17 protein-coding genes and 1 tRNA gene (1 of these 18 running past the window's edge) are annotated in these 26,176 nt (G+C 44.1%); 4 read left to right on the plus strand and 14 right to left on the minus strand.

What is annotated here, in order from left to right; all coding sequences use genetic code 11:
* Window positions 1-651 precede the first annotated feature (651 nt).
* From rpoC to pbp1b, 3 genes are all read right to left on the minus strand, one after another.
* Entirely contained in the window at window positions 652-4,299 is a 3,648-nt protein-coding gene (gene rpoC / locus J1C77_RS10895) for a DNA-directed RNA polymerase subunit beta' (protein ID WP_002907455.1), read from the minus strand.
* A gap of 40 nt (window positions 4,300-4,339) precedes the next feature.
* On the minus strand, window positions 4,340-7,906 hold the full coding sequence (gene rpoB, locus J1C77_RS10900; protein WP_002903503.1) for a DNA-directed RNA polymerase subunit beta: 3,567 nt from the start codon (window positions 7,904-7,906) through the stop codon (window positions 4,340-4,342).
* A gap of 393 nt (window positions 7,907-8,299) precedes the next feature.
* Entirely contained in the window at window positions 8,300-10,714 is a 2,415-nt protein-coding gene (gene pbp1b, locus J1C77_RS10905; protein WP_002923017.1) for a penicillin-binding protein PBP1B, read from the minus strand.
* Between the two features lie 154 nt (window positions 10,715-10,868).
* Here pbp1b and tyrS point away from each other — a divergent pair, with 154 nt between their 5' ends.
* Together tyrS and J1C77_RS10915 are read left to right on the plus strand one after the other, a co-directional pair.
* A complete protein-coding gene (tyrS, locus tag J1C77_RS10910) occupies window positions 10,869-12,125 on the plus strand; it encodes a tyrosine--tRNA ligase (RefSeq protein ID WP_042763120.1) in 1,257 nt (418 codons plus the stop codon).
* Window positions 12,126-12,218: 93 nt separating this feature from the next.
* Window positions 12,219-13,067 (plus strand): methyltransferase domain-containing protein, encoded by an 849-nt coding sequence (locus J1C77_RS10915; protein ID WP_002923014.1) that lies wholly within the window; start codon window positions 12,219-12,221, stop codon window positions 13,065-13,067.
* Between the two features lie 83 nt (window positions 13,068-13,150).
* On the opposite strand, the gene J1C77_RS10920 is transcribed toward J1C77_RS10915, so the two are convergent.
* Window positions 13,151-14,281, minus strand: a complete 1,131-nt coding sequence (locus J1C77_RS10920; protein ID WP_002896829.1) for an ABC transporter ATP-binding protein — start codon at window positions 14,279-14,281, stop codon at window positions 13,151-13,153.
* A 177-nt stretch (window positions 14,282-14,458) separates the two neighbouring features.
* On the minus strand, window positions 14,459-16,681 hold the full coding sequence (locus J1C77_RS10925; RefSeq protein WP_002923010.1) for an SIALI-17 repeat-containing surface protein: 2,223 nt from the start codon (window positions 16,679-16,681) through the stop codon (window positions 14,459-14,461).
* Between the two features lie 358 nt (window positions 16,682-17,039).
* Between J1C77_RS10925 and J1C77_RS10930 the strand changes: the two genes are divergently transcribed.
* Entirely contained in the window at window positions 17,040-17,642 is a 603-nt protein-coding gene (locus tag J1C77_RS10930) for a TetR/AcrR family transcriptional regulator (protein ID WP_002896831.1), read from the plus strand.
* A 212-nt stretch (window positions 17,643-17,854) separates the two neighbouring features.
* Window positions 17,855-18,427 (plus strand): TetR/AcrR family transcriptional regulator, encoded by a 573-nt coding sequence (locus tag J1C77_RS10935; RefSeq protein WP_002896832.1) that lies wholly within the window; start codon window positions 17,855-17,857, stop codon window positions 18,425-18,427.
* A 142-nt stretch (window positions 18,428-18,569) separates the two neighbouring features.
* Here J1C77_RS10935 and J1C77_RS10940 read toward each other — a convergent pair whose 3' ends face one another.
* From J1C77_RS10940 to J1C77_RS10980, 9 genes are all read right to left on the minus strand, one after another.
* Entirely contained in the window at window positions 18,570-19,172 is a 603-nt protein-coding gene (locus J1C77_RS10940) for a DUF6287 domain-containing protein (protein ID WP_002923008.1), read from the minus strand.
* An 85-nt stretch (window positions 19,173-19,257) separates the two neighbouring features.
* Complete coding sequence (locus J1C77_RS10945; RefSeq protein ID WP_002923007.1) at window positions 19,258-19,476, minus strand: heavy-metal-associated domain-containing protein; 219 nt, start codon at window positions 19,474-19,476, stop codon at window positions 19,258-19,260.
* 4 nt (window positions 19,477-19,480) lie between these two features.
* Window positions 19,481-21,742, minus strand: coding sequence for a heavy metal translocating P-type ATPase (locus J1C77_RS10950; RefSeq protein WP_002923006.1), 2,262 nt, complete (start codon window positions 21,740-21,742; stop codon window positions 19,481-19,483).
* Window positions 21,742-22,185, minus strand: coding sequence for a CopY/TcrY family copper transport repressor (locus J1C77_RS10955; RefSeq protein ID WP_002923005.1), 444 nt, complete (start codon window positions 22,183-22,185; stop codon window positions 21,742-21,744). The genes J1C77_RS10950 and J1C77_RS10955 overlap by 1 nt, the downstream gene beginning before the upstream one ends.
* Window positions 22,186-22,333: 148 nt before the next feature.
* Window positions 22,334-23,836: a zinc ABC transporter substrate-binding protein AdcA gene (locus J1C77_RS10960; RefSeq protein ID WP_002923004.1), complete on the minus strand. Its 1,503-nt coding sequence runs from the start codon at window positions 23,834-23,836 to the stop codon at window positions 22,334-22,336.
* Window positions 23,837-23,845: 9 nt separating this feature from the next.
* Window positions 23,846-24,652, minus strand: coding sequence for a metal ABC transporter permease (locus J1C77_RS10965; protein WP_049547781.1), 807 nt, complete (start codon window positions 24,650-24,652; stop codon window positions 23,846-23,848).
* A complete protein-coding gene (locus J1C77_RS10970; protein WP_002923000.1) occupies window positions 24,645-25,355 on the minus strand; it encodes a metal ABC transporter ATP-binding protein in 711 nt (236 codons plus the stop codon). Before J1C77_RS10970 ends, J1C77_RS10965 begins: the two co-directional genes overlap by 8 nt.
* Window positions 25,352-25,795 (minus strand): zinc-dependent MarR family transcriptional regulator, encoded by a 444-nt coding sequence (locus J1C77_RS10975; RefSeq protein WP_002922999.1) that lies wholly within the window; start codon window positions 25,793-25,795, stop codon window positions 25,352-25,354. Before J1C77_RS10975 ends, J1C77_RS10970 begins: the two co-directional genes overlap by 4 nt.
* Window positions 25,796-26,147: 352 nt before the next feature.
* Window positions 26,148-26,176: transfer RNA gene (locus tag J1C77_RS10980), tRNA-Leu, on the minus strand; it runs 55 nt beyond the window's last position.

Here is a 26,176-nt window from a genome sequence, read left to right on the forward strand (position 1 = left end):
CTATTATTTTATACTTTCTTAATAGTAATTTACATGTTGGTAACTTATTTAAGATTATTTTAATTTTCTTAACTTAACTGTAACTTAAAATTGCTGAAATTTTTCGGTTTTCTCAAAAAAATAAATAAAAAGGAAAGAACTTATAGGCTTAAAGTCGTATTTTATGCAGAATTTTGTGTTTTTTACCTATATTTTTTAATCCTTATTCATTGTAATAAAATATTATTCTATTTGTAATCTAATTGTTTTCTATTCTTTATATTTCAAAATCTTCCCTTCATGAATGAGCTAGCTAGATAAACGCCAGCTATCGTTCTCTACAAACTTCGACCACCACCATTAAAACCAACCTCCTCTTTTTTTAAATTTCAAACCTCTCCTCCTACTATTTTAGGATTTTTAAAATAGTATAACCTAGCGCTATCATACTACAAAAAACCAGCTACCTCCCTGATTAAAAATGAATATGGCGTCTCGCATCATAGAAAAACTGAAATAGGAAATCTTGACTGTTTCTTCTATAGTTGTTTATCCATAAAGGAGAACTTAACAACAACTTTCTAAGTATATTATAGGATAATATTTAATAGGGAGCAAGAAATTATCGGCTGCAACAAAAAATCCCTCCCGAAAATCGGGAGGGAAAGTTCTTTATTTAAGAACAATATTTTCTTCAGTTTCAAATCCACCTGGCAGTTCTGTCACTTCGTCGATAATTTCAACTTCATTGACAGCCTGAGGCTCCAAATTGCGGTAGCGGGCCATACCAGTACCAGCTGGGATAATCTTACCGATGATAACATTTTCCTTAAGTCCGAGCAGATGGTCTTTCTTACCACGGATAGCAGCATCTGTCAGGACACGAGTTGTTTCCTGGAAGGAAGCTGCAGACAAGAAGCTGTTTGTCTCAAGGGAAGCCTTGGTGATTCCCATGAGGACTGGACGAGCTGTCGCAGGTACACCGCCTGAGATAACCACATCACGGTTAGCATCTGTAAAGTCGGTGATATCCATAAGAGTTCCCATAAGAAGATCTGTGTCACCTGGATCCATGACGCGCACCTTGCGAATCATCTGGCGAACCATTACCTCAATGTGTTTGTCGCCGATTTCTACCCCTTGGCTGCGGTAAACTTTTTGTACTTCGGCAAGCAGGTAAGTTTCAACAGACAAGACATCGCGGACAGCCAGCAAGTGCTTAGGCTGGATAGAACCTTCAGTCAAGGCAGCACCACGAGAAACTTGGTCACCCACTTCTACCTTCATGCGAGCTGTAAATGGTACCACATATTCACCTTCGCCAGTTTGGCCTTTAACAAAGACCTTCTTGGTACGAGTAGATGCATCTTCTTCGATAGCAGTAACTTCACCCTTGACTTCAGTGATGACCGCTTCCCCTTTCGGATTGCGGGCTTCAAAGATTTCTTGGACACGAGGGAGACCTTGCGTGATATCGGTATTAGAGGCAACACCACCCGTGTGGAAGGTACGCATGGTCAGCTGTGTACCAGGTTCCCCGATAGATTGAGCAGCGATGGTTCCGACTGCTTCACCGACTTCAACCGCATCACCAGTTGCCAAGTTGATACCGTAACAATGACGGCAGACACCGTGGCGGGTGTTACATGTGAAGACGGAGCGGATGGTCACTTCTTCAACACCAGCATTAACGATTTCACGCGCCTTGTCTTCGGTGATCAATTCATTTGGACCAATAATGACAGCACCAGTTTCTGGATGTTTTACTGTTTTCTTAGTGTAACGACCATTGAGACGCTCTTCCAGAGACTCGATCATTTCCTTGCCTTCTGTGATAGAAGTGATGAGCAAGCCTCGGTCTGTACCACAGTCATCTTCACGGATAATCACATCTTGGGCAACGTCAACCAGACGACGAGTCAGGTAACCCGAGTCGGCTGTCTTAAGGGCCGTATCGGTCATACCCTTACGAGCACCGTGGGTTGAGAAGAACATTTCCAGAACAGACAACCCTTCACGGAAGTTAGACAAGATTGGCAATTCCATGATACGTCCATTTGGCGCAGCCATCAAACCACGCATACCAGCCAACTGAGAGAAGTTAGAGATGTTACCCCGGGCTCCAGAGTCCATCATCATAACGATAGGGTTCTTCGGATCCTGGTTGGCAACCAGACGTTTTTCCAATTTCTCACGAGCTGCCCGCCACTCAGCAGTAACTGCATTGTAGCGTTCGTCATCAGTAATCATACCGCGACGGAATTGTTTAGTAATTTGTTCAACACGCTTGTGGGATTCTTCAATAATCTCAGCCTTGTCTTCGACAACTGGGATATCAGCGATACCCACTGTCAGACCAGCCAAGGTAGAATGGTGATACCCCAGATTCTTCAAGCGGTCAAGAAGAGCAGATGTTTCTGTCGTACGGAATCGTTTGAAGATTTCTGCGATGATGTTACCAAGATTTTTCTTCTTAAACGGAACATTGATCTCAAGCTGTTCAATGACTTCCTTGATGTCTTGTCCTGACTCCAAGAAGTACTTAGCTGGCACACCTTCTGTCAAGTTAGCATTGGTTGGCTCTTGCAGATAAGGCAATTCCTCTGGCATAATCGCATTAAAGAGGATTTTACCAACAGTTGTAATCAAAATCTTATGCTTCTGGTCTTCAGTCCAAGGTTTATTAAGACTGTCCGTTGCGATACCAACACGAGTATGCAAGTGAACATAGCCATTACGGAGGGCCATGACCGCCTCATCCATATCCTTGAAAATCATGCCTTCGCCTTCGCGGCCAGCCTCTTCCATGGTCAGGTAGTAGTTCCCCAAGACCATATCCTGAGATGGTGTTACAACTGGCTTACCATCTTTCGGATTCAAGATGTGCTCAGCAGCCAGCATGAGGATACGAGCTTCAGCTTGGGCTTCCTCTGACAATGGTACGTGGATGGCCATTTGGTCACCGTCAAAGTCAGCATTGTAGGCTTCACAGACCAGCGGATGCAAACGAAGAGCTTTACCATCAATCAGAACTGGCTCGAAGGCCTGAATTCCCAGACGGTGAAGGGTCGGTGCGCGGTTAAGAAGCACTGGGTGTTCCTTGATCACTTCTTCCAGAATATCCCAGATACGCTCGTCTCCACGCTCTACCAAGCGTTTGGCAGCTTTTACGTTTTGCACGATATCACGCGCAACAATCTCACGCATCACAAATGGTTTAAAGAGCTCAATCGCCATTTCACGCGGCACACCACATTGATACATTTTCAACGTAGGACCAACAGCGATAACGGAACGACCTGAGAAGTCAACCCGTTTACCCAGCAAGTTTTGACGGAAACGACCTTGTTTCCCTTTGAGCATGTGGCTCAGTGACTTGAGCGGACGGCTGCCTGGCCCAGTGATTGGACGGCCACGACGACCATTATCAATCAAAGCATCAACCGCTTCCTGAAGCATCCGCTTCTCATTTTGAACGATGATACCAGGTGCATTCAACTCAAGCAAACGAGCCAAACGGTTGTTCCGGTTGATAACACGGCGATAGAGATCATTGAGGTCAGAAGCCGCAAAACGACCACCATCCAGCTGAACCATCGGGCGCAAATCTGGCGGAATAACCGGCAGGATATTAAGAACCATCCATTCTGGCTTATTGCCAGACTTGTAGAAGGCGTCCAAAACATCCAAGCGACGGACAGCCTTGATCCGTTTTTGACCTGAAGCAGTTTTCAATTCTTCTTTGAGGACAGCAATCTCAGCTTCCAAGTCCACTTGTTTTAAGAGGTCTTGAATAGCTTCTGCTCCCATTTTGGCTACAAATGAACCTGCACCGTACTCGCGTAAACGCTCACGATACTCACGCTCCGTCATGATGGACTTGTGCTCTAGCGGTGTATCCTTAGGGTCAATCACCACATAAGCCGCAAAATAAATGACTTCTTCCAGGGCACGTGGGCTCATATCCAAAGTGAGCCCCATGCGGCTTGGAATTCCTTTAAAGTACCAAATATGTGAAACAGGAGCCTTCAGTTCGATGTGACCCATGCGCTCACGGCGAACCTTAGCACGAGTTACTTCAACACCACAGCGGTCACAGACGATTCCTTTGTAACGAATCCGTTTGTACTTACCACAGGCACATTCCCAGTCCTTTGTTGGACCGAAGATCACTTCGTCAAAAAGACCTTCGCGTTCTGGTTTCAGGGTTCGGTAATTGATTGTTTCAGGTTTCTTCACTTCCCCATAAGACCATGAACGGACCTTATTGGGAGAAGCTAGGGTGATTTGCATACTTTTAAAACGATTTACATCAACCACTATTTCTTACCTTTCTTCATTTTCTAATCAGTGTGTATTCTTATTCTTTTCCTTCAGCCTCAAAAGCTGCTTTCGCTTCTTGAGCTGCTTTTTCACGCGCTTTTTCAAGATCATCAACGTGAATCACGTCATCATCTTCACCTTCGTCTAGGTCACGCAGTTCTACTTCATTGTCATCTTCATCGAGAACGCGCATGTCCAGACCAAGAGATTGCAATTCTTTGACAAGAACGCGGAAGGATTCTGGCACACCTGGTTTTGGAATTGGTTTCCCTTTGGTAATAGCTTCATAAGCCTTCAAACGTCCGTTGACATCATCTGACTTGTAAGTCAGGATTTCTTGCAGAACGTTAGAAGCACCGTAAGCTTCCAAGGCCCAAACTTCCATCTCACCAAAACGTTGTCCACCAAACTGAGCTTTACCTCCGAGCGGCTGTTGGGTAACCATTGAGTAAGGTCCTACTGAGCGGGCATGGAGTTTGTCATCTACCATGTGGTGGAGCTTAATCATGTACATGACACCGACAGATACACGATTGTCAAACGGCTCACCGGTACGTCCATCATAGAGAATGGTTTTAGCATCACTGTCCATACCAGCTTCGCGCACTGTATCCCAGAGATCTTCTGAGCTTGCTCCATCAAAGACTGGTGTCGCAATATGGATGCCCAAGTTACGTGCTGCCATACCAAGGTGAAGCTCCATAACCTGACCAATATTCATACGAGATGGTACCCCGAGTGGGTTCAACATGATATCAACTGGTGTTCCATCTGGCAAGTAAGGCATGTCTTCCACAGGAACGATACGGGATACAACCCCCTTGTTTCCGTGACGACCAGCCATCTTATCTCCGACCTTGATCTTACGTTTTTGAGCGATATAAACACGAACCAGCATATTAACGCCAGATTGCAGTTCATCACCATTAGCACGGGTAAAGATCTTCACATCACGAACCACTCCGTCGGCACCGTGTGGCACACGCAGAGAGGTATCACGGACTTCACGAGACTTGTCACCAAAGATGGCATGAAGCAGGCGTTCTTCAGCAGAAAGGTCTTTTTCACCCTTAGGAGTGACTTTTCCGACTAGGATGTCGCCTTCCTTGACTTCCGCCCCGATGCGGATAATCCCCATTTCGTCCAGATTGCGCAGGGCATCTTCCCCTACGTTTGGAATTTCGCGGGTAATTTCTTCAGGACCAAGCTTGGTGTCGCGAGTTTCTGATTCGTATTCTTCCAAGTGAACAGAGGTGTAGACATCGTCTTTCACCAGACGTTCACTCATGATAACCGCATCCTCGAAGTTGTAACCTTCCCATGTCATGTAAGCAACGATTGGGTTTTGTCCCAGGGCCATTTCTCCATTTTCCATAGAAGGTCCGTCAGCGATAAAGTCGCCTTTTTCAACGACATCGCCAACTTTCACCAAGGTACGTTGGTTGTAAGCAGTTCCCGAGTTAGAACGGCGGAATTTTTGAATTTGGTAAACATCAAGAGAACCATCTTCACGGCGGACTTCAACCTTGTCTGCATCCGCATAGGTAACCTTACCATCATGCTGAGCAATAACCGCTGCACCAGAGTCGTGGGCAGCTTGGTATTCCATACCAGTACCGACGTAAGGTGCTTTTGGATCAATCAAAGGCACAGCCTGACGTTGCATGTTGGCACCCATGAGGGCACGGTTGGAGTCGTCATTTTCCAAGAAAGGAATACATGCTGTCGCTACGGCAACTACCTGCTTAGGCGATACATCCATGTAGTCTACTTGGTCTGATGGGAATTCTTGGTTATTACCTTGGTGGCGTCCCATAACGATAGGCTCAGCAAAGCCGCCTTTTTCATTCAGCTTAGAGTTGGCCTGCGCTACGATAAATTCATCTTCCTCATCAGCAGTCAACCAAACGATTTCGTTGGTTACTACGCCAGCTTCACGGTCTACCTTACGGTAAGGCGTTTGAATAAAGCCATATTTGTTAAGGTGTCCATAAGAAGACAAGTTATTGATCAAACCAATGTTTGGTCCTTCAGGCGTTTCAATCGGACACATACGACCGTAGTGAGTATAGTGCACGTCCCGCACTTCATAACCAGCGCGGTCACGTGTCAAACCACCAGGTCCCAAGGCAGACAGACGACGCTTGTGAGAAAGCTCAGACAGCGGATTGTGTTGGTCCATGAACTGTGACAATTGTGAAGAACCAAAGAATTCTTTAATAGCTGCAGTTACGGGACGGATATTAATGATTTGCTGTGGAGTTAGTACTTCGTTATCCTGAACAGACATCCGTTCACGAACATTACGCTCCATCCGAGAAAGTCCTAGACGGACTTGGTTAGCCAAAAGCTCACCAACTGCACGAATACGACGGTTCCCCAAGTGGTCAATATCATCTACGCGACCAATGCCTTCAGCCAAGTTGAGGAAGTAGCTCATCTCAGCCAAGATATCAGCTGGTGTCACAATCCGTACCTTGTCAGAAGGATTTGCGTTACCAATGATGGTCACAACGCGGTCTGGATCAGTCGGTGCTACAACCTTGAACTTTTGCAATTCTACAGGGTCTGTCAAGACAGCTGAGTCGTTTGGAATATAAGTGATTTTGTTCAAACCATTGTCCAACTGCTCTGCAATGCTGTCAATCACACTGCGGGTCATAACTGTACCAGCTTCAACCAAGATTTCTCCTGTTTCAGCATCTACCAATGGCTCTGCAATGGTTTGGTTCAGCAAGCGTGTCTTGACATTGAGTTTCTTATTAATCTTGTAACGACCAACTGCTGCCAAGTCATAACGATGCGGATCAAAGAAACGCGCTTCAAGAAGGGAACGAGAACTTTCAGCCGTCTTAGGCTCACCTGGACGAAGACGCTCATAGATTTCTTTCAGAGCTTCATCTGTACGGGAGTCCATTGGGTTCTTGTGGATATCTTTTTCAATGGTATTGCGCACCAAGTCGCTGTCACCAAAGATGTCCAAGATCTCATCATCACCTGAGAAACCAAGCGCACGCACCAAAGTGGTAAATGGAATCTTCCGTGTCCGGTCAATACGAGTGTAGGCAATGTCTTTTGAGTCTGTTTCCAACTCTAACCAAGCTCCGCGGTTAGGAATAACCGTTGAACCGTAGCCAACTTTTCCGTTTTTGTCAACTTTATCGTTAAAATAAACCCCTGGAGAACGCACCAACTGGGATACGATAATCCGCTCACCACCATTGATGATGAAGGTTCCCATTTCAGTCATGATTGGGAAATCGCCAAAGAAGACTTCCTGAGTCTTGATTTCACCAGTTTCCTTGTTAATCAGACGGAAGGTTACAAAGATTGGCGCTGAGTAGCTGGCATCGTGGATACGTGCTTCTTCCAGCGTATATTTAGGCTCACGGATTTCATAGCCAACAAATTCCAATTCCATGGTGTCGGTAAAGTTTGAAATAGGAAGTACATCTTCAAAGACTTCCTTCAGACCATGATCCAAGAAATCTTGGAACGAATCCGTTTGGATTTCAATCAAATTTGGTAAATCAAGAACTTCCTTAATTCTTGAAAAACTACGACGGGTACGGTGTTTACCGTATCGAACTTCATGTCCTGCCAAGTTTTTACTCCTTTATGATAAGATACTAAGCCCTTGATAAAGCGAGAAGAAGCATATCTTTACCTCACGCTTTTTAGAGCGAGTTCTGTGAAATGTTTTCAGAGAAAAATCCTCTGTCATTTACAACGCTGCAAAACAGCCACAATCAGTCCCTTTTGTTTAATTTTCAGAAAAATTAAATTATGATTACACAACCCGTTTTTCCTAAAAATAGGCACAAAAAGAGCAGCTAAATCTGACTTATTCAAGTTTGATTTAACTGCTGTAAGCTTCTATTTGGACAATATTTCAAATAAAGCACACGACAAATTATTGTTACCATTATACCTTATTTAGCTAGAAATTGCAAGGATTTCATCCGCTTTCTGAAAAGTTAAAACTGTTCTTGATGCGCTAGTTCCCTTGCCGATTATTGTTAGAATTGGAGCTGGAATTAGAATTAGCAGTAGAACCGCCCAGGATAGCTGACCAAGCCTTCTGATAATCCGCATCTGATGCCCCAATACCAAAGCGATAGGTCGTGGTCGGAGCACCATTTTTAGCCCAATAGCTAGGCACTGTCGGACCGCTGAGATTAACAGAGCGGCCGTTTACCGTTACTGTACCTGGCTTTTCCCCTGTGGACTTGAGTACATCAGACTTAATCACACTCGGATCAAGAGTGAACTTATCACCAACACCCCAGGCATTTGGATCTGCCTGATAGATAGCATCTGCCATATAGGCCATGTAGGAGGCATTATTATTATAACCAGTCAACGCCGCCATAGAGCTATTATCATCATGACCAATCCAGCCTCCCAAAGTCATCTTTGGAGTAGAAAGCATCAGCCACATATCACCGTTGGTGTTGGTCGTTCCAGTCTTACCAATCCAATCGGCTCCAGCCAAGGTTCCATTGACCTGACTGATTCTGGATTTATAGGTCGTAGTAGCCCCAGAATTGATAACTCCCCGCATGAGCTCCTGCATAATCGTAGCAGCTGCTGGACTGTAAATCTGAACAGGATTGGCCTTATGCTGGTAAATCACCTTGCCATCTCGGTCTGTGATTTTTTCAACCATATATTTTTTCTGGTAGGTTCCATTATTAGCCAAGGTTTGGAAACCATTGGTATGCTGAGCTACAGATACTTCAATTCCCCCGCCCATAGGCAGACTCTCAATGCTGTAGTCATCAATGTAATAGCCCATTTTTTCCATATAGCCACGGACATTGACACCTTTTTCGCGCAATCCGCGGTAAGTCCAATAAGCAGGGATATTCCAAGAAGTATTGAGAGCTTCTTGCAGGTCCATCATGGCTGTACCACGGCTGTCCACGTGCATGATTGGGTCACCACTTGAAAAGTTAGTCGGATAGTTAGAAAGAACGCTGGCGCTGCCCATCAGACCTTGGTCAATAGCAATCCCATAAGCCAAAATTGGCTTAATAGTTGAACCCGGTGAGCGTTCCGTATCAAAGGCGTGATTGTTCTGATTAGAAGCATAGTCTCTGCCTCCGACAAAGCCAATCACAGCACCGGTTTTATTATCCAAGAGAACATTTCCCACTTCAACTGCACCAGTTCCGTCATCCAAGACGCCGCCATAGTTGGCTACTGCATTTTGCATAGCAGTGTGGATGTTCTTGTTAATCGTGGTGGTGACAGTATAGCCGCCATCGCTCAGTTCCTTAGCGGCCAATTCCTTGTAGGCTTTGACAGTGTCATTGTTTTTCAGCTCTTGCTGGGAAACATTGTCCCGCTGAATCAAGTACTCATACATGGTCTGCTGGGCTTCTTCGACAGCTGTGTAATAAAGGTAGCCATGTGAAGATTTTTCCGAGCTTTCAGAAGGCTTAAAGTCCTTGGTTAAGTCGTAGTCCTTGTACTCTTGGTACTCTTTCTCGCTTAGACGGCCCGTCCGATACATATTATAGAGCACATCCTTGGCACGTTCCAAGCCCAAAGCCATATCTCCTGCACTCTTGAGACTACCATCCGCTGCATAAGGCGAATAAACAATCGGACTCTGTGGCAAGCCGGCAATAAAAGCAGACTGGGGCACAGTCAAATCCTTAGCAGAAACACCAAAAATTCCTTGAGCAGCTTCTTCCACACCAGCGATATTCTGCCCCTTATTGTTGCGCCCAAAAGGCGAAACGTTCAAGTAGGTGGTCAAAATATCATCCTTGGACATGTAGCGCTCCAAAGCCAGCGCATCAACAATCTCCGCTGCTTTCCGCTTGAAAGTCGGTGCATCGCCCACCACCTGCTGCTTGATCAACTGCTGAGTAATAGTTGAACCCCCGCTGGACGAGCCAACTCCGACAACAGAGCCGAGCGTAGCCCGAAGCACAGCCTTGGGCACCACTCCGTTATGCGTTTCAAAGTTCTCATCTTCTGTAGCGATAACGGCTTTTTTTACATTTTCAGAGATGGCGTCACTCTTAACTGGAATGCGGAGCAAATCATTATCCACTTCTGCAATCAAGCTGCCATCAGCATAGGTAAGCTTAGAAATACCAGAGATATTATTCACCTGCTTGACCAGCTCTTCTTGCTTGGGCACTTCAACCTTACTGAAAAGACTAGCTGCATAGCCTATCCCAATCCCAGCACCGATGACGCCACCGAAGAAGATAAACACAAAAGCCATATTCATCAGAAGTTTAAAAGTCCGCAAGAAAACAGCAAAAACATCACCGATAGACCAGCCATTGTTGCCACTAACGATCTTCTTGCTCCATTCTGGAAGATGTATTTTTTTGATAAACTGCTGGGCTTTTCCCCAGAACTCTTTTAATTTCTCTATTAATTGTTCCAAGTTTGATTCTCCTTGTTATCTTCCCATTATACCAAATATCTATGATTTATTTCAAGGAAACATTGCTATTTAAAAGCTTTATGATACAATAGAGTAACATAAATTTAAAATATAGATAAGCCAATTTCTTGGCTTTTAGAATAGGAGAGACATGATGCACATTTTTGATGAGCTAAAAGAACGTGGCTTGGTATTCCAAACCACTGATGAAGCAGCTTTACGCAAGGCCTTAGAAGAAGGACAAGTCTCTTATTATAGTGGATACGATCCGACCGCTGACAGCCTGCACCTTGGCCACTTGGTAGCCATTCTGACTAGCCGCCGCTTGCAACTAGCTGGCCACAAACCCTACGCTCTGGTTGGAGGAGCGACTGGATTGATTGGCGATCCATCCTTTAAGGATGCAGAACGCAGCCTCCAAACCAAGGAAACCGTAGAAGGCTGGGTGAAATCTATCCAAGATCAGCTTTCTCGTTTTCTGGACTTTGACAAGGGCGATAATAAGGCCGAAATGGTCAACAATTATGACTGGTTCAGCAGCATCAGCTTTATCGACTTTCTGCGCGATGTCGGTAAATACTTCACTGTCAACTACATGATGAGTAAAGATTCTGTCAAGAGCCGGATTGAGACAGGGATTTCCTATACAGAATTCGCCTACCAGATCATGCAAGGATATGACTTTTATATCCTCAATCAAAACCACGGCGTAACCCTGCAAATCGGTGGTTCTGACCAATGGGGCAATATGACAGCAGGTACAGAACTCCTGCGCCGCAAAGCTGACAAGACTGGCCATGTGATAACCGTTCCGCTCATTACCGACGCTACTGGCAAAAAATTCGGCAAGTCAGAAGGCAATGCTGTCTGGCTCAATCCTGACAAGACTTCTCCTTACGAAATGTATCAATTCTGGATGAATGTCATGGACGCAGACGCTATCCGCTTCCTGAAAATCTTCACCTTCCTATCCTTGGATGAAATCGAAGAGATTCGCCAACAATTTGAAGCTGCACCACACGAACGCTTGGCTCAGAAAGTCCTAGCTCGCGAAGTGGTCAGCCTAGTTCACGGTCAAGAAGCATATCAGGAAGCTCTCAATATCACTGAGCAGCTCTTTGCTGGAAATATCAAGAATTTGTCCGTCCAGGAACTCAAACAAGGTCTGCGCGGTGTGCCTAACTATCAGGTCCAAGCAGAAGACAACCTCAATATTGTAGAACTGCTTGTGACAGCCGGCGTGGTAAACTCAAAACGTCAAGCTCGCGAGGACGTCCAAAACGGCGCTATCTATCTCAATGGTGAGCGCATTCAAGATTTAGACTATGTCCTCAGCGCCTCAGATAAACTGGAAGACGAGCTGACAGTTATCCGCCGTGGTAAAAAGAAATACTTTGTCCTTACCTACTAAAGATAAAAATCCGATTACCTGAATCGGATTTTTCTATGTCTTACCAAGGAAAGGACATTCAACTTTATAAAAACAGATAGAAAGAGAGTTCTCATGAAACCAAAACTCGCCCGCTTTGCCCAAGCTTCGGCTCTGGCCTGCCCACTTTGCCAGCAAAGCTTGGCTATGGAAGAAAGCAGCCTCAAGTGTCTTAATCGCCATTCCTACGACATCGCCAAATTCGGTTATGTCAATCTAGCTCCCCAGGTCAAACAAGCTAGAGACTATGACAAAACGAGCTTTCAAAATAGAAAAGTCATCTTGGAAGCCGGCTTTTATCAGCATATCCTAGATGAGTTGCAGGATCTGCTGCAGACCCTGCCTGAAGAACAGACCATTCTAGACGTCGCTTGCGGAGAGGGCTACTATGCTCGAAAAATTCAGGAAAAATTCCCCAACAAAGAAATTTACGCCTTTGATTTATCCAAAGATTCTATACAGTTAGCTGCCAAAAGTGATCAGAGCCTTGCTGTAAAATGGTTCGTAGGTGATTTGGCACACTTGCCCGTTCAGGATCAAAGCATGGATGTCTTGCTGGACATCTTCTCACCAGCCAACTATCATGAATTTCAGCGAGTATTGAAAAAAGAGGGACTTATCATTAAAGTCATCCCAACAGAAAATCATCTGAAAGAAATTCGAGCTAAAGTAGCTGACCAGCTCCGTCAAAAAGATTATTCTAATCAAGATATCATCCAGCACTTCCAGAAGCACTTTACGATTCTATCTAGAAAAACCGTAGAATCAACCCATGCTCTGCATTCTGAGGAGAAAACTGCCCTGCTGCAGATGACTCCTTTACTCTTTCATGTTGAAAAAAATCTAATCAATTGGGAGCAGCTTACACATGCCACCATTTCAGCTGAGATTCTTATCGGAAAACTAAAACAAGAAAAAATCTGATCACCTTTCAGTAAAAAATGATGTTATAACCGCCATTTTAAAAACGCAGACAAGCCTGTCTGCGTTCTTTGTTTATCAACTGATTAATAGACTGTCTTCTCTGTCTCTGGATCAAAGAAGTGCGCTTTATTGAGGTCAAAGCCTAGGTCAATACCCGCACCAGTTTCTAGGTAGTCCCGTGAATCCACACGCGCTACAAACTCACTAGAACCCACTTGGCAGTAGAGATGGGACTCTGCTCCCAGCAATTCTGAAACAGAAATTTTGGCATGCACAACTGAATTCGGGAAAGTTTCCAAGAAAGCAGCTTCCGCATTGATATCTTCCGGACGAATACCAAAGATCAGCTCCTTGCCCTCGTAACCTTTCTCCCGCAGAACCTTGAGAGCTCCTTCTGGTACAGTCAAGCGCAGACCTTCTGCGACAATCTCATTCCCTTCAAGTTTAACTGGGATGAAGTTCATAGCTGGGCTACCGATGAAGCCAGCAACGAACTTATTAACTGGGTTGTTATAGACTTCCTGCGGCGTACCAATCTGCTCCACTCGTCCAATCGTTCCAGTTCCAGCGGGATTCTTGGTCGCTGACATGATAACGATACGATCCGCCAAGGTCATAGCTTCAGTCTGGTCATGGGTAACATAGATAGTTGTTGCCCCGATACGGCGGTGAATCTTGGCAATCTCTGCCCGCATGGACACACGCAACTTAGCATCCAAGTTAGACAGAGGCTCATCCATAAGGAAAACCTTTGCATCCCGAACGATTGCACGTCCCATAGCTACCCGCTGACGCTGACCGCCAGACAAATCAGCTGGCTTACGCTGCAAGAATTCCTTCAAGCCTAGGATTTCTGCTGCTTCATTGACCCGTTTATCAATATCTTCCTTGCTGTACTTGCGCAGCTTGAGACCAAAGGCCATGTTGTCGTAGACCGTCATGTGGGGATAGAGGGCATAGTTCTGGAAGACCATGGCGATATCACGGTCTTTGGGCGCTACATCATTGACCACCGTACCGTCAATAGAGGCAGTTCCTTCTGTGATGTCCTCAAGACCCGCAATCATACGCAGCGTAGTTGATTTTCCGCAACCAGAAGGACCGACAAAAACGATAAATTCCTTGTCCTTGATATCTAGATTGAAGTCTTCCACCGAATAGTGGTCGCTGTTAGGATATTTTTTATAGATATTTTTCAGATTTAATTCGACCATAATAAGCCCCTTCTTTTGAATAAAAATATTTTCTTTTAAGCTCTCGTTTGCAAAGCGCTTTCACATTGTCCATTATATCGTTTTTTTTTGACTTTTTCAAGCACTTTTAGTAAAACGTTTGCATAATTTTTGAAAATTTTTTCCATAAAAAAAGAGACCAAGTGGCCTCTTTAAAACTTAATCTTCCTTTTTTCTACTACGGAGTGACAATCCAGCTGTGCCTAAAGCACTGATAACTCCTGCAACTGTTAAAAGAGCATTAGAAGCTTGACCCGTATGCGGCAAGACTGACGCATCGCTCTTACCTTCCTTGTTTTTAAGCTGAGCTGGCTGGGTGACCTTAGCTGATGAAGACTGCTCTTGTACTGATTTGGCCCCATCAACTGCTGGCAAAATACCGCTAGTTACTTGGTAAGCAGGTAAAGCATCAGCTACTGCCGCGTCAGCAGCATTGACACCACCAGTAAATTCCGGAAGAGCCGCCATTTGAGGAGCGCTGTCTGGATGTGCACTCCTGACTGATGGCTGAACGCCAGCATCATAGGTGTTATTTTCTGTCATGGTTGGCTCTGAATCATTGACGCCTCCACTAAATTCAGGCCGTGTTGCTGTTGATGCTTCTGAATCATTAACATTGCCACTGAATTCTGGTTGTACTGAGGACTGCGGAGCTGTATCGGGATGAGTTCCAACTTCATGGCTAGACAAATCATATTCCGACGCCGTTGCTATTGCTGGCTCAGAGTCGCTGACGCCTCCACTAAATTCTTTCCTGGTTTCTTGTGGTGAATCACTTGGAATAGAAGAAGCTGTCTTAGCTTTAGCAGCATTCTTGACAATCGCTTCTAGATTTTCAAGAGCTTTTGTCTGCTCAGCAGCAATCTGTTCCTGCAGCTTCTCTGCTTTTTCAGCACTGTCTACACTATCATCTAGCTGCGCAATCGCATCTGTCACCGTCTTTAATACTGCTCGAATCTTTTCTTTAGCTTGCTTTTTATCGAGTTCTGAAAGTCTTTGGTGATGTTCAATTGCTTCAATCTGTTTGTCGACTTCTTCTTCAAGCTCATCTAAAACCAAATCTTTGCCAACTGGATGAATCGTGTCCAAGCTAGCAATTCCAGCTTCCTCAATTCTCTCTAGTTCTTCTTCGGCATCAGCCTTTTCAAGCGCTGTTTTCGCATCTGCTAGAGTTGCTTCCGCTTCAGCTTTAGCCGTAGCCCGTTCTGCATCTGACAGATTCGGGTTGCTCCGTAAGTCTGCTAGCTTATCAGACAGAGCAAGATCTAGTTTCAGTCCAGTCGTAGCTTTCAGCAAACCTTGCTTCTCTGCCGCTACCTGTTCTTGAATTTTTTCGGCATCATCAGGACTTTCAACCCAAGCATTATAAGCTGCAATTGCTTTTTGAGCTATGGCTGCTGCATCTTCAATTTTCTTTTTAGCTGCAGTTTTTTCCTCAACAGAAAGACTTTGACTCTTCTCAACAGCCTCGATAGTAGCTGTTTTTTCTTCCTGAATTTCTTTTAAGAACTGCTCTTTGCCAATAGGGTGAATCTTGGCTAAGCGGGCTATAGCTGTTTCTTTTTCCCGGTCATAGACTTCCTGAGAATCTGCTCCTTCAATAGCCTTCTTGGCTGCTTCCACCACCTGCTCTATCTCGCCTCTAACTGCTTTCTTTTCTGCTTCTGAAAGATTAGGATTTGCTTCCAAGTCAGCTAACTTGGCAGCCAGAGTGAAATCTACGGTTGAACTTGCTATAAATTTGAAAAACTTATCTTCCTCGGTTACTGCCTGCTCTTGAATCACTTCCGCTTGCTCAGCTGTTGCTGCATTGACATCTAATTTCTGAATTGCATCCTCTGCTTCTGCAGCCTTCCTCCTTGCAGACTCCTGGAAGCTTTTCTTTTGCTCCTCAGGCAGTAAATCGCTGCTATCTACAAGTTTGTCAAACTCTGTTTTTCCATTTTGGATTTCATCTAGAAGCAAATCTTTGCCGACTGGATTGATAGAGTTGATGTCTGCCAATCCATCTTCCTTAGCTTGATCAATCCTTTCTTTATCCTCAGCTGCAGCAATTTCATTCTGAGCCTTCGCAGCTGTTTGATTGACTTCCTCCTTAGCTGCTGCAAGCTCCTCATCTGACAAATTTGGATTATTCCCAAGATTTGTCACTTTTTCAGCCAGAAACGTGCCTACTTCCGTATTAGCAGCCTCCCTGACCGTTGTCAAATCCTGATTTACTGGCGATGCAACGACCGGAGTCTCTACTGCATTTGCCACAGGCTGCTCCTCATCTGCCACCACCATACTGTGACCTAAAAACAGAGCACAAATAAGGACTGAACCAACACCTAAAACTGACTTCCGAATAGAATATCGCAAAACTTTTTCTGTTCTTTTCATTTTATTCTCCCCTGAACATATTTTATTATCCCAATCAGTAACCCTTAATAAAAAGTCCAGTCAAACCTCCCATAAATCTTTCAGATTAGGTAATCGTTAAACTACACTTTCTATTTGACTTCTGATAAGTTTTTCTTTTATTATTTTATCATATTAACTTGTTAAAACAAAAGAATTATCGGCTTGATTTATGTACATTTTTGTGAAATCGTCCAGTTTTTAAACAGACAAGATGTCCAGAAATTAAACTAAAAATTTTTCCATTTAACAATGTGTAAACTTTTTTAGTAAAAATTCTGGGCTATTTTCTAGCTTATTTCAGACAGAAAAAGTAAAATGGTATAGGAGGGATAAAATTATGGCTCTTAATACACGAGATAGGATTTTGGATGCATTTTTTGAATTAGCAGATAAACAGCCAGACAGGTCGCGTTTTACCTTTACAGAAATCGCTAAAGAAGCCGGCTTGTCCAGACAGGCTATTTACAAACGACACTTTAATAACACTACTGAAATTATCGAATACATTCGCCAAGATATGGTGAAGCAAGCCTTTGCCCCCAACTGGAATAGCAACAATGCTGAAGCGGACTTAGATCCTTTCACTTTTTTGGCTCAAACGATTCTTCCCGCTATTTATGAGCAACGCCAACGCATTAAAATATTATATACTAGTTCTGTCGATCCCCTGTGGAGCGATTTTATTACTGCCAGTTACAAGGACTGGATCGAGCAGAATCTAAATCTTGACCACCAAAAATTAGGTATTCCTGAAGACCTTGCCAATCAACTGCTGGCCGGCTGGATTAGTTCTCTTATCGAGAATTGGATCACTCAGGATGACCCCGTTCCTTGCAAGCAGTTCTCTAAGACATTTCTCAACCTTGTATCTTCACCTCTAACCAGCTTTGCTGCCTATGATAGTCCAGCTGGTCCTTCAAATAAAATTGTTATCGCATAACCAACTAGAAGAAAAACAGAGAAATGACAGAACCGGTCCTTGTAAGGGAAGACTGGTTTTTTAATATTTTTATATTAAATTTTAAAAATAATTGGACATTTCCTCTATAAAGTGTTATCATTTTAGTTGACAAGCGGTAAACTATTTTGTTGGGATTTGCGCTATTTTTAGACAAACCAGCAAGAACTTAATAAAAAAGAAGGAAGGTACTTATGCCCCAAGATACTCGAGACAAAGTCGTCAATGCCTTAATTGAGCTGGCAGAGCAAAATCCTGAAAAGTCTTATTTTACTTTTTCAGAGATTGCAAAACAAGCTGGTCTATCGCGCCAGGCTATCTATAAAAAGCATTTTAGTAATGTTGAAGACATTATCCAATACATCCGCCAGACAATTATGACTCCGTTTTTGCCCCTGTATGAAAGCTACGAAGAAGGAAATGGAGAAAATCCGTTCTGCTTCTTTGCCCAACATATGATTCCTACCCTTTATGAACATAGGAAATGGATGAAGGTGCTCTATACTACAGCTATCGATCCTTTCTGGAGTGACTATCTATCTACCTTCTTCACTCAGTGGGTCGTGCAAAATTTAGAAATTGACTCTAAAAAATTGGGAATTCCAAAAGAAATGGCTACGGAAATTGTTGTTAGATGGATTAACTCCCTCATTGAAATTTGGATTATCAAAGAAGATCCTATGCCAGCAGAGGATTTCGCCAAGCTCTTCCTGAATGTGATTTCAACCCCTATGGATCAGTTTATAACACCTCACAGTGAATCCTAATTCAACTCAAAATTATGAAGCCCGCCTAATTTAGGCAGGCTTTTTTTGTCTGTAAAATTTCTTACTCTCCCAAAGAAAAGAGAGCAGATAGTCTTCTGCTCTCATCAATATATAAGCTATAAAATTAAACACCAAGCTTCATTTAATCCACGCGATAATAGAAGCTGCCTTGTTCGTCAAAGCTATTCAGGCCAACACCTGTCCAGATTCTATCTTGGCCAGCATCGGAGTTGTCTGTAAAGTTTTCCTTGTCTGCGACCTTAACTCCCTTAGGAAGAAATTCAATCAGAAAACCTCCGCTTTCTCCGCCATAGACACCGCCAGCAGCAGTGCCATAATCTGTCAGAGAAGCTCCGTACAATTCATAAACACTTGAAACCAAGCCCTTGTCATCAAAAACAAGCTGGTTGCCAGAAGCATCCTGCCAGGTTCCTTTAACGCTGGCATAATTGCCATTTACAAGTGCTGAAATGTCCATCGTTTCCTTCTTTTCCTTGGTTTTTTCTGTGCTCGCACTCTCTGAGCTAGTGCTGCCAGCCGCTGAAGATGCTGCTGCAGTTGATTGACTGGATACCTGCTCCACAGAACTTGATACTGAGCCAGTACTGCTAGCAGGCGTCTCTGATTGATTCGTAGCACCGCCCTTTGAGCAAGCTGTCATAGCTAACAAAGCAGCTCCTGCTAGTAAAAAAGGTAAAGCTTTTTTCTTCATTTTTCTCCTCTTTCTCACGGTAAGATAAATCATGTGATTAGTAACATTATAGATTATTTTATCGCTTTTTACAAGAAGAATTCTAGCAACTGGGCAGGCGAAAAGCTACTGACTTTATTCACTCAGCTTCTGCCACATCCAGAACCCTGTAGATTGTTTTTGCCAGAGCTGCTTCATAATCTGATGCACCATAAGGCTTATCAGTTGTGACTTGGGCTGTCTGCTTTTCTAAGTCCACAACCACATCTGACACTCCCTCCATAGACAGGAAATGCTTGGTGACGTGTTTGACACAGTTTTGACAAGATAAGTTTTCTAATTGAACTGTTTGTTTCATAGATTCATTCCTCCGTATATTTCTTCATTTTAAAGCGTCCTAGACGCAGAGCATTGGCCACAACTGACACTGAGCTCAAGCTCATGGCCAGACCAGCCAACATAGGATTGAGCAAGGGACCGCCGAAAAGATGCAATAGCCCCATAGCAATCGGGATGCCCAGTGTATTGTAGGCAAAAGCCCAGAAAAGATTTTCCTTAATATTGCGGATAGTCGCCTGGCTGAGCTTGATAGCTTTGACTACATCCTGCAAATCACTATGCATGAGCACTACATCTGCCGACTCAATAGCTACATCAGCGCCTGATCCGATGGCAATTCCCACATCTGCCTGAACCAGAGCCGGCGCATCATTGATACCGTCTCCGACCATGGCCAGTTTTTTACCAGCTTCCTGCAAGTCTTTGATAGCAGTGGCCTTACCATCTGGCAATACACCTGCGATAACTTTTTGGATTCCAGCTTTCTGGGCAATAGCTGTCGCTGTTTCTTCACGATCACCTGTCAGCATGATAACTTCCAGCCCCATAGACTGGAGCTCTTGTACAGCCGACAGGCTGCTGGATTTCATCTCATCTGCTACCGCTAAAATACCAGCTAGCTGTCCATCTACTGCGACAAACATGGCTGTCTTCCCTTCTTGGGAAAGCTCCAACAACTGCCCTTGAAAGGCACTGCTATCAATGTGCTCTTCTTTCATCAATGACTCATTTCCCACCAGAAGATGCTTACCTTCAACCTGAGCTGACAAACCTCGGCCAACAATGGCCTCAAAATGACTGACAGGTAGCAAGCCAAGTCCCTCCTCTTCAGCTGCTTCCAAGATAGCCTGAGCCAAAGGATGCTCAGAATGCTGCTCAGCGCTAGCTATTAGCTGCAACAAGTCAGACCGATTCAAATCACCCAAGGGCAACAGATCTGTCAGACTGGGCTTACCAACTGTAATCGTTCCCGTCTTATCAAGAACAATAGTATCCAGTTGATAAGCAGCCTCCAAAGCTTGACCAGACTTAATCAGAATTCCATTTTCAGCCCCTTTGCCAGTCCCAACCATGATGGCTGTCGGAGTGGCTAATCCCAGCGCACAAGGGCAGGCAATGACCAGAACCGCGATAAAGATTGACAGAGAAAAGCTAAGGCTCTCACCAGCTAGAACATACCAAGCTAGCGCAGACAAAGTAGCTAAGCTCAGCACGATTGGAACAAAATAAAGCGAAATCTTATCGGCTAAAGCCGCTATCGGCGCCTTAGACCCCTGTGCTTCCTCCACCAATCTAACAATCTGAGCTAAGGTCGTATCCGAACCCACCCTAGTTGCTTGATAGTCAATACTACCATTTTGATTGATTGTTGCACTGGTAATGGTATCGCCGACCTTCTTTTCAATCGGGACACTTTCACCAGTCATCATAGACTCATCCACAAAGGTCTGCCCCTCCGTCACAAGGCCATCCACAGGCATACGCTCCCCTGGCTTGATACGGATAATATCTCCAACTCGGATATCCTCTGTATCAATCATCACAGCCTCACCATAACGAATCACTGTCGCCTGACTAGGCACTAGCTCAAGCAGAGACTGAATCGCCTGAGACGTTCTCCCCTTGGCTGAACTCTCCAGATATTTGCCCAGAAGAACCAAGGCAATAATCACTGCAACCGACTCAAAATAGAGCTGATGAACAAAGGCATGATAACCTAGAAAAACCTGTCTGACCGAGTAGAGACTGTAGAAAAATGCTGCGCTGGTTCCCACTGCAATCAGACTATCCATATTGGGATGTCGCTTGATAAGATTGCGAAATCCTCTCTGATAGAAGCCGCGACCAATCCACACAGCAGGCAGAGTCAACAGCAGTTGTGACAGAACAAAGACCAAGGGATACGCCATATGGTCCAAGAAGCTAGGTAGAGGAAGGCCGACCATACTGCCCATCGAGATATAAAGCAAGGGCAGAGCCGTGACCAAAAGAATTAGTAATTCTTGCTTTTTCCTTTTCAATTCCTTCGCTTTCATTGCAGCCTCTTCGCTCACATCGGACGGTCGGTCTTTTCCTTTTTCTTCTGCCTGATAACCAGCCTCGGCTACAGCATCCAGCACTTGCTGGCTGTCAAATCCTGCCTTAGGCAGCAAACTGAGACGTTCTGTCGCCAGATTGACACTGACATCCTCAACCGTTTCTAAATCTTTGACCGCCATCTCCACTGTCATAGCACAAGATGCACAGGTCATTCCTGATAGCTTGTATTCTTTTTTCTCACTCATCAATGCGTCTCCTTTCCATGCCCGCACCGACACTGACCTTGCGGACAGTGGCATTTAATTTCCAGCGGAGCCGAAGCTCTTTTCTTATCAATGACTTGGCTGAGCCGCTCCAAGTCCCTTTGACTGAACTGACTTCTCTCAATCATCGAAATCAAAAGATCTCCGTGTTTAGTATTACAGATATTGTCAAAAAGCGCCTGCCAAGTACTTTCCAGATGATCCTCTTCTAAAATCCGAGCATCGTAGTAAAACTTGCCCTCTATCTTTTCCATAGCGATAAATTCTTTTGTCTTCAGACGATTCAAAAGGGTCTTGATGGTTGCCGGTTTCCAGGAAAAATCAGCTTCCAAACGAGCTATAATCTCTGTACTGCGACTGTGTGGATAAGCCCACAGCACACGCATGACTTGCCATTCTGCTTGGCTAATATTTTGCTGTTCCATTGTTTAACACCTCCTTATCATTTACATTTGTAATCTAACTCTTTATTAGTTTACATCTGTAATCGTAATTTGTCAAGTATTTTTATCATCATTTACCGATATACAAAAAAAGAAGGCGGGATAGTCCCGTCTTCTTACTTTATTTATATTAGTGCGCCAGCATTTCTTGGGCAATTTCTTGACCGGTTAATTTACTTGGATAGTAGGTTGGCCAGTTTTCCAGCTCGTCAAAGAGTGCTTCCTGGCTTTCGCCACCATAGAAGATATGGAAGTGAGCCGCCTTGGTCGGTGCAATGTTGTGGTCGCTAAACTGAACATACTTGTACTCCCCAGCATCCTCGTCTGTCGCTTCAAACATGAAGCGAACTCCACGATTTCCCTTAGAGTAAGTCAAAGTGTGCTTGCCAACGTATTTATACGTATATTTCTTGGATTTTCCATCTACCACAAATTCCATAGTCTTGTCTGTGATATTGATATTGGATACATCCGTCTTGTAGCCCTTGTCATAGTAGTCCTTGTATTCAGCTGCCGTCATTTTTCCAGTCAGCTTAGCCTTGTAGTCAAAGACTTGGTCCAAGGTCCCATCTTTCAGATAAGGATAAACAGACTGCCACTCGCCAGCATAGTCAGACAAAGTACGATCCTTGACGGCACTGTCTTCAAAGTAGCCGTTTTGGACTGTCTTATCGTCTTCTTCTTTCTCGGCTGCAATCTCCGCTCCCTCTTGGTCAGTTGTCTTCTTGAGAGCCTTTAGATTGGCCTGCATGATAGAAACATAGTCAGCTCCATCCTTGGTCTGCTCCTCGGTCAAGCTTTCCAGCGGATTCAAGACATCAAGTTCTACCCCTGTTTCCTTAGCTAATGTAGAAGCCAGAGCTTGAGAAGCATTCTCTTCAAAGTAGATATACTTGATTTTATTTTTCTTGATATACTCGGTCAATTCAGCCAAGCGTGAAGCGGATGGCTCACTGTCTGGTGAAAGTCCAGAAATTGGCACCTGCTTCAAACCATAGTCCAATGCCAGATAGTTAAAGGCTGCGTGCTGAGTGACAAAGCTCTTTTGCTTGGCGTTGGCCAACCCATCTTCATATTCCTTGTCCAAGGCTTCCAGCTTCTTGATATAAGCCGCTGCATTTTTCTCAAAAGCCGCTTTCTTGTCAGGATAAGACTTGCTCAAGCTATCACGGATGTTCTCCACCATTTTAATAGCTCGCTTCGGTGACAGCCAGACATGGGGATCATAGGCATGATGATGTCCCTCTTCACCATGGTCATGGCCTTCTTCCTCTTCACCACCAGGCAGCAAGAGCATATTTCCAGTCGCCTTGATAACTGTTTCTTCCTTATTTTTCAAAGTTTTTAACAGATCAGGAACCCAAGTCTCCATGTTTTCATTTTCATAGACAAAGGCATCTGCATCCTGAATCGTCGCAACTGCCTTAGCTGAAGGCTCATAATCATGCGGCTCTGTACCTGCCCCGATTAGAAGTTCAACATTGGCCTCATCTCCAGCCACCTGCTTGGTAAACTCATAAACAGGATAAAAAGTCGTGACAATATTGAGCTTGCCATCTGCATTTTTTTGATTGGAACAAGCTACTAAGAAAATACTCAGTAAACCTGCTAATAGTAAGCTAATTTTTTTCATTTTCTGCTCCTATTTCATAAATTTTTTGACCAGATTGACCAGCAAGAACAAGCCGACGAAGATAATCGTAATGCTGGCACTAGCTGGCGTCTCTGCATAGTAAGAAATATAAAGTCCGGCAATCATACCAAAGAAACCAATGGCATTTGCCAACAAAATAACCGACTTGAAATTTTTCCCAATCCGCAGAGCAATACTGGCCGGCAAGACCATAATGGTCGAAACTAGCAAGGCTCCCGCAGCTGGAATCATGAGGGCAATCGCAACACCCGTCACGATATTAAAGAGAATGGACATGGTACGCACAGGCAGCCCATCCACAAAGGCCGTATCCTCATCAAAGGTCAAGATGTACATGGGGCGAATGAAGAGGAGGGTCAATACAAGCACCACAGCAGCAATAACAAAGAGAGAAATCACCTGTTCCATACTGATAGTCACAATGGAGCCAAACAAATACTGATCCAGACTCATTGAGCTAGAACTCTTACCCTTACTCATAACAATCAAGGAAATAGCTAAGCCGGTTGACATAAGAATGGCTGTACCGATTTCCATGAAATTCTTATAGATTGTTCGCAGGTACTCTAAGAAGACTGCTGCGATAATGACGACAAGCACCGTTGTGAGAGTGGGCGATAGTCCAAGAACCAAACCAGAAGCCACGCCTGCCAGTGAAACGTGACTGAGCGTGTCACTCATAAGGCTCTGCCGCCGTAAAATCAGGAAAGTCCCCAGAATCGGCGAGAAGAGGCTCATGGCAATAACTGCTAAGAAGGCTCGTTGCATAAAATCATAGGAAAATAGATTAAGCATGACTCACCTCCTGTCCATTGTCGCTTTCATGCACATTGAAACAGCGCCAAGGTGAGTCCTGATTACGGACCAGATGAATGTTGCGGTCAGCATATTTACGAACTTCTTCCGGATCGTGTGTAATCATCAAGACAGCTTTCCCATGCTGATGAGCACTATGGTGCATGAGTTTGTAAAATTCATCCTTACTGCCTGCATCCATCCCTGTTGTCGGCTCATCTAGGACAAAAATATCCGGATCCGAAGCAAACATTCGAGCAATTACAGCCCTCTGCTTTTGCCCGCCAGAGAGAGAACCAATGCTCTTATCCCGATGTTCCCACATTCCAACCGACTCCAGACTTACCTTAATATGCTCCTCATCATGCTCATTCAAATGACGAAACCAACCCTTGCGCGGATAACGTCCCGACTTAACAAACTCATATACCGTACTAGGAAAACCAGCATTAAAACTGGCAATCTGCTGAGGCAGGTAAGCAATCCGCAGTTTCTTGCCTCGCACATTGGTCTTGGAAATCTTCACTTCCCCATGCTTAGGCTGCAAAATACCCAAACTAGCCTTGATAAGCGTCGTTTTAGCAGCTCCATTTTCCCCCGTTAAAGTTACAAACTCACCGCTGTCTAGAAAATAATGAATATGCTCTAGCACAGGCTCCTTGTCATAGTAAAAGGAAAGATTATCCACTGTGATATATCTCATTTACCAATCTCTCCCACTAAGGCTTCCAAGAACTTCGCAATCACCGCCTGTTCACTAGCAGAAAACTGCTCTGCCAATTTTTGATAGGTCTCCAAAGTATGCGAGTGATGATGCTGATGTTCCTTTGCAATCGGCTGAGCTAACTCAGTCAAACGGTAAAAGGTAACCCGTGCATCCCTCTTATCTTTAAAGGCTTGCAGCATCTCTTGCCGAACCAAGGATTTCACAGCCTTAGTCACAGCAGCTTGACTCACATTCAGTTTTTTTGCCAAATCAGAATTTGTCAAAGATTCCTCAGACAAAAGCATCAAAATATGCTCCTGCGTATTGGTTAAAGGCACATCACTCGTGCAAGAACCAATCAGAATCTCATGCTGATTTTCTGCCTTCAAAATAACTTCATTAAAAAATTGATCGATCTTCTCTGCTAAATGAGTCATTTCCTCCTCCTTCTCTTAACCAGTTAAAGCTTTACTGGTTAATTATACCACAAAAAAGAAAAGAGTCAAGAATTTTCAGTAAAAGTAAAATGCTTTTCACAAAAAATATTTTATCATACAATTAGATTCTTAAGTCCTAAATAAAACTCAATCATAGAATGAAAAGCAACAAACTAAGCTGCCTCTTATTAGCATTCTAGATTCTATAAACAATTTGATGGTGAGTCCATTACATTAGTTGAGTGTGGATTTACAAGTAAAATCATGATTCAATCTTCCGCATTAGCTTGCAAATAATTACTAAAGAAAAAACAAAAAAACGAAGTAAAAATACTTCGCTAAACTTAAGCTATACCGGCGGCCGGGGTCGAACCGGCACGT

This window comes from Streptococcus sanguinis, assembly GCF_050223295.1.
GTDB lineage: Bacteria > Bacillota > Bacilli > Lactobacillales > Streptococcaceae > Streptococcus > Streptococcus sanguinis_X.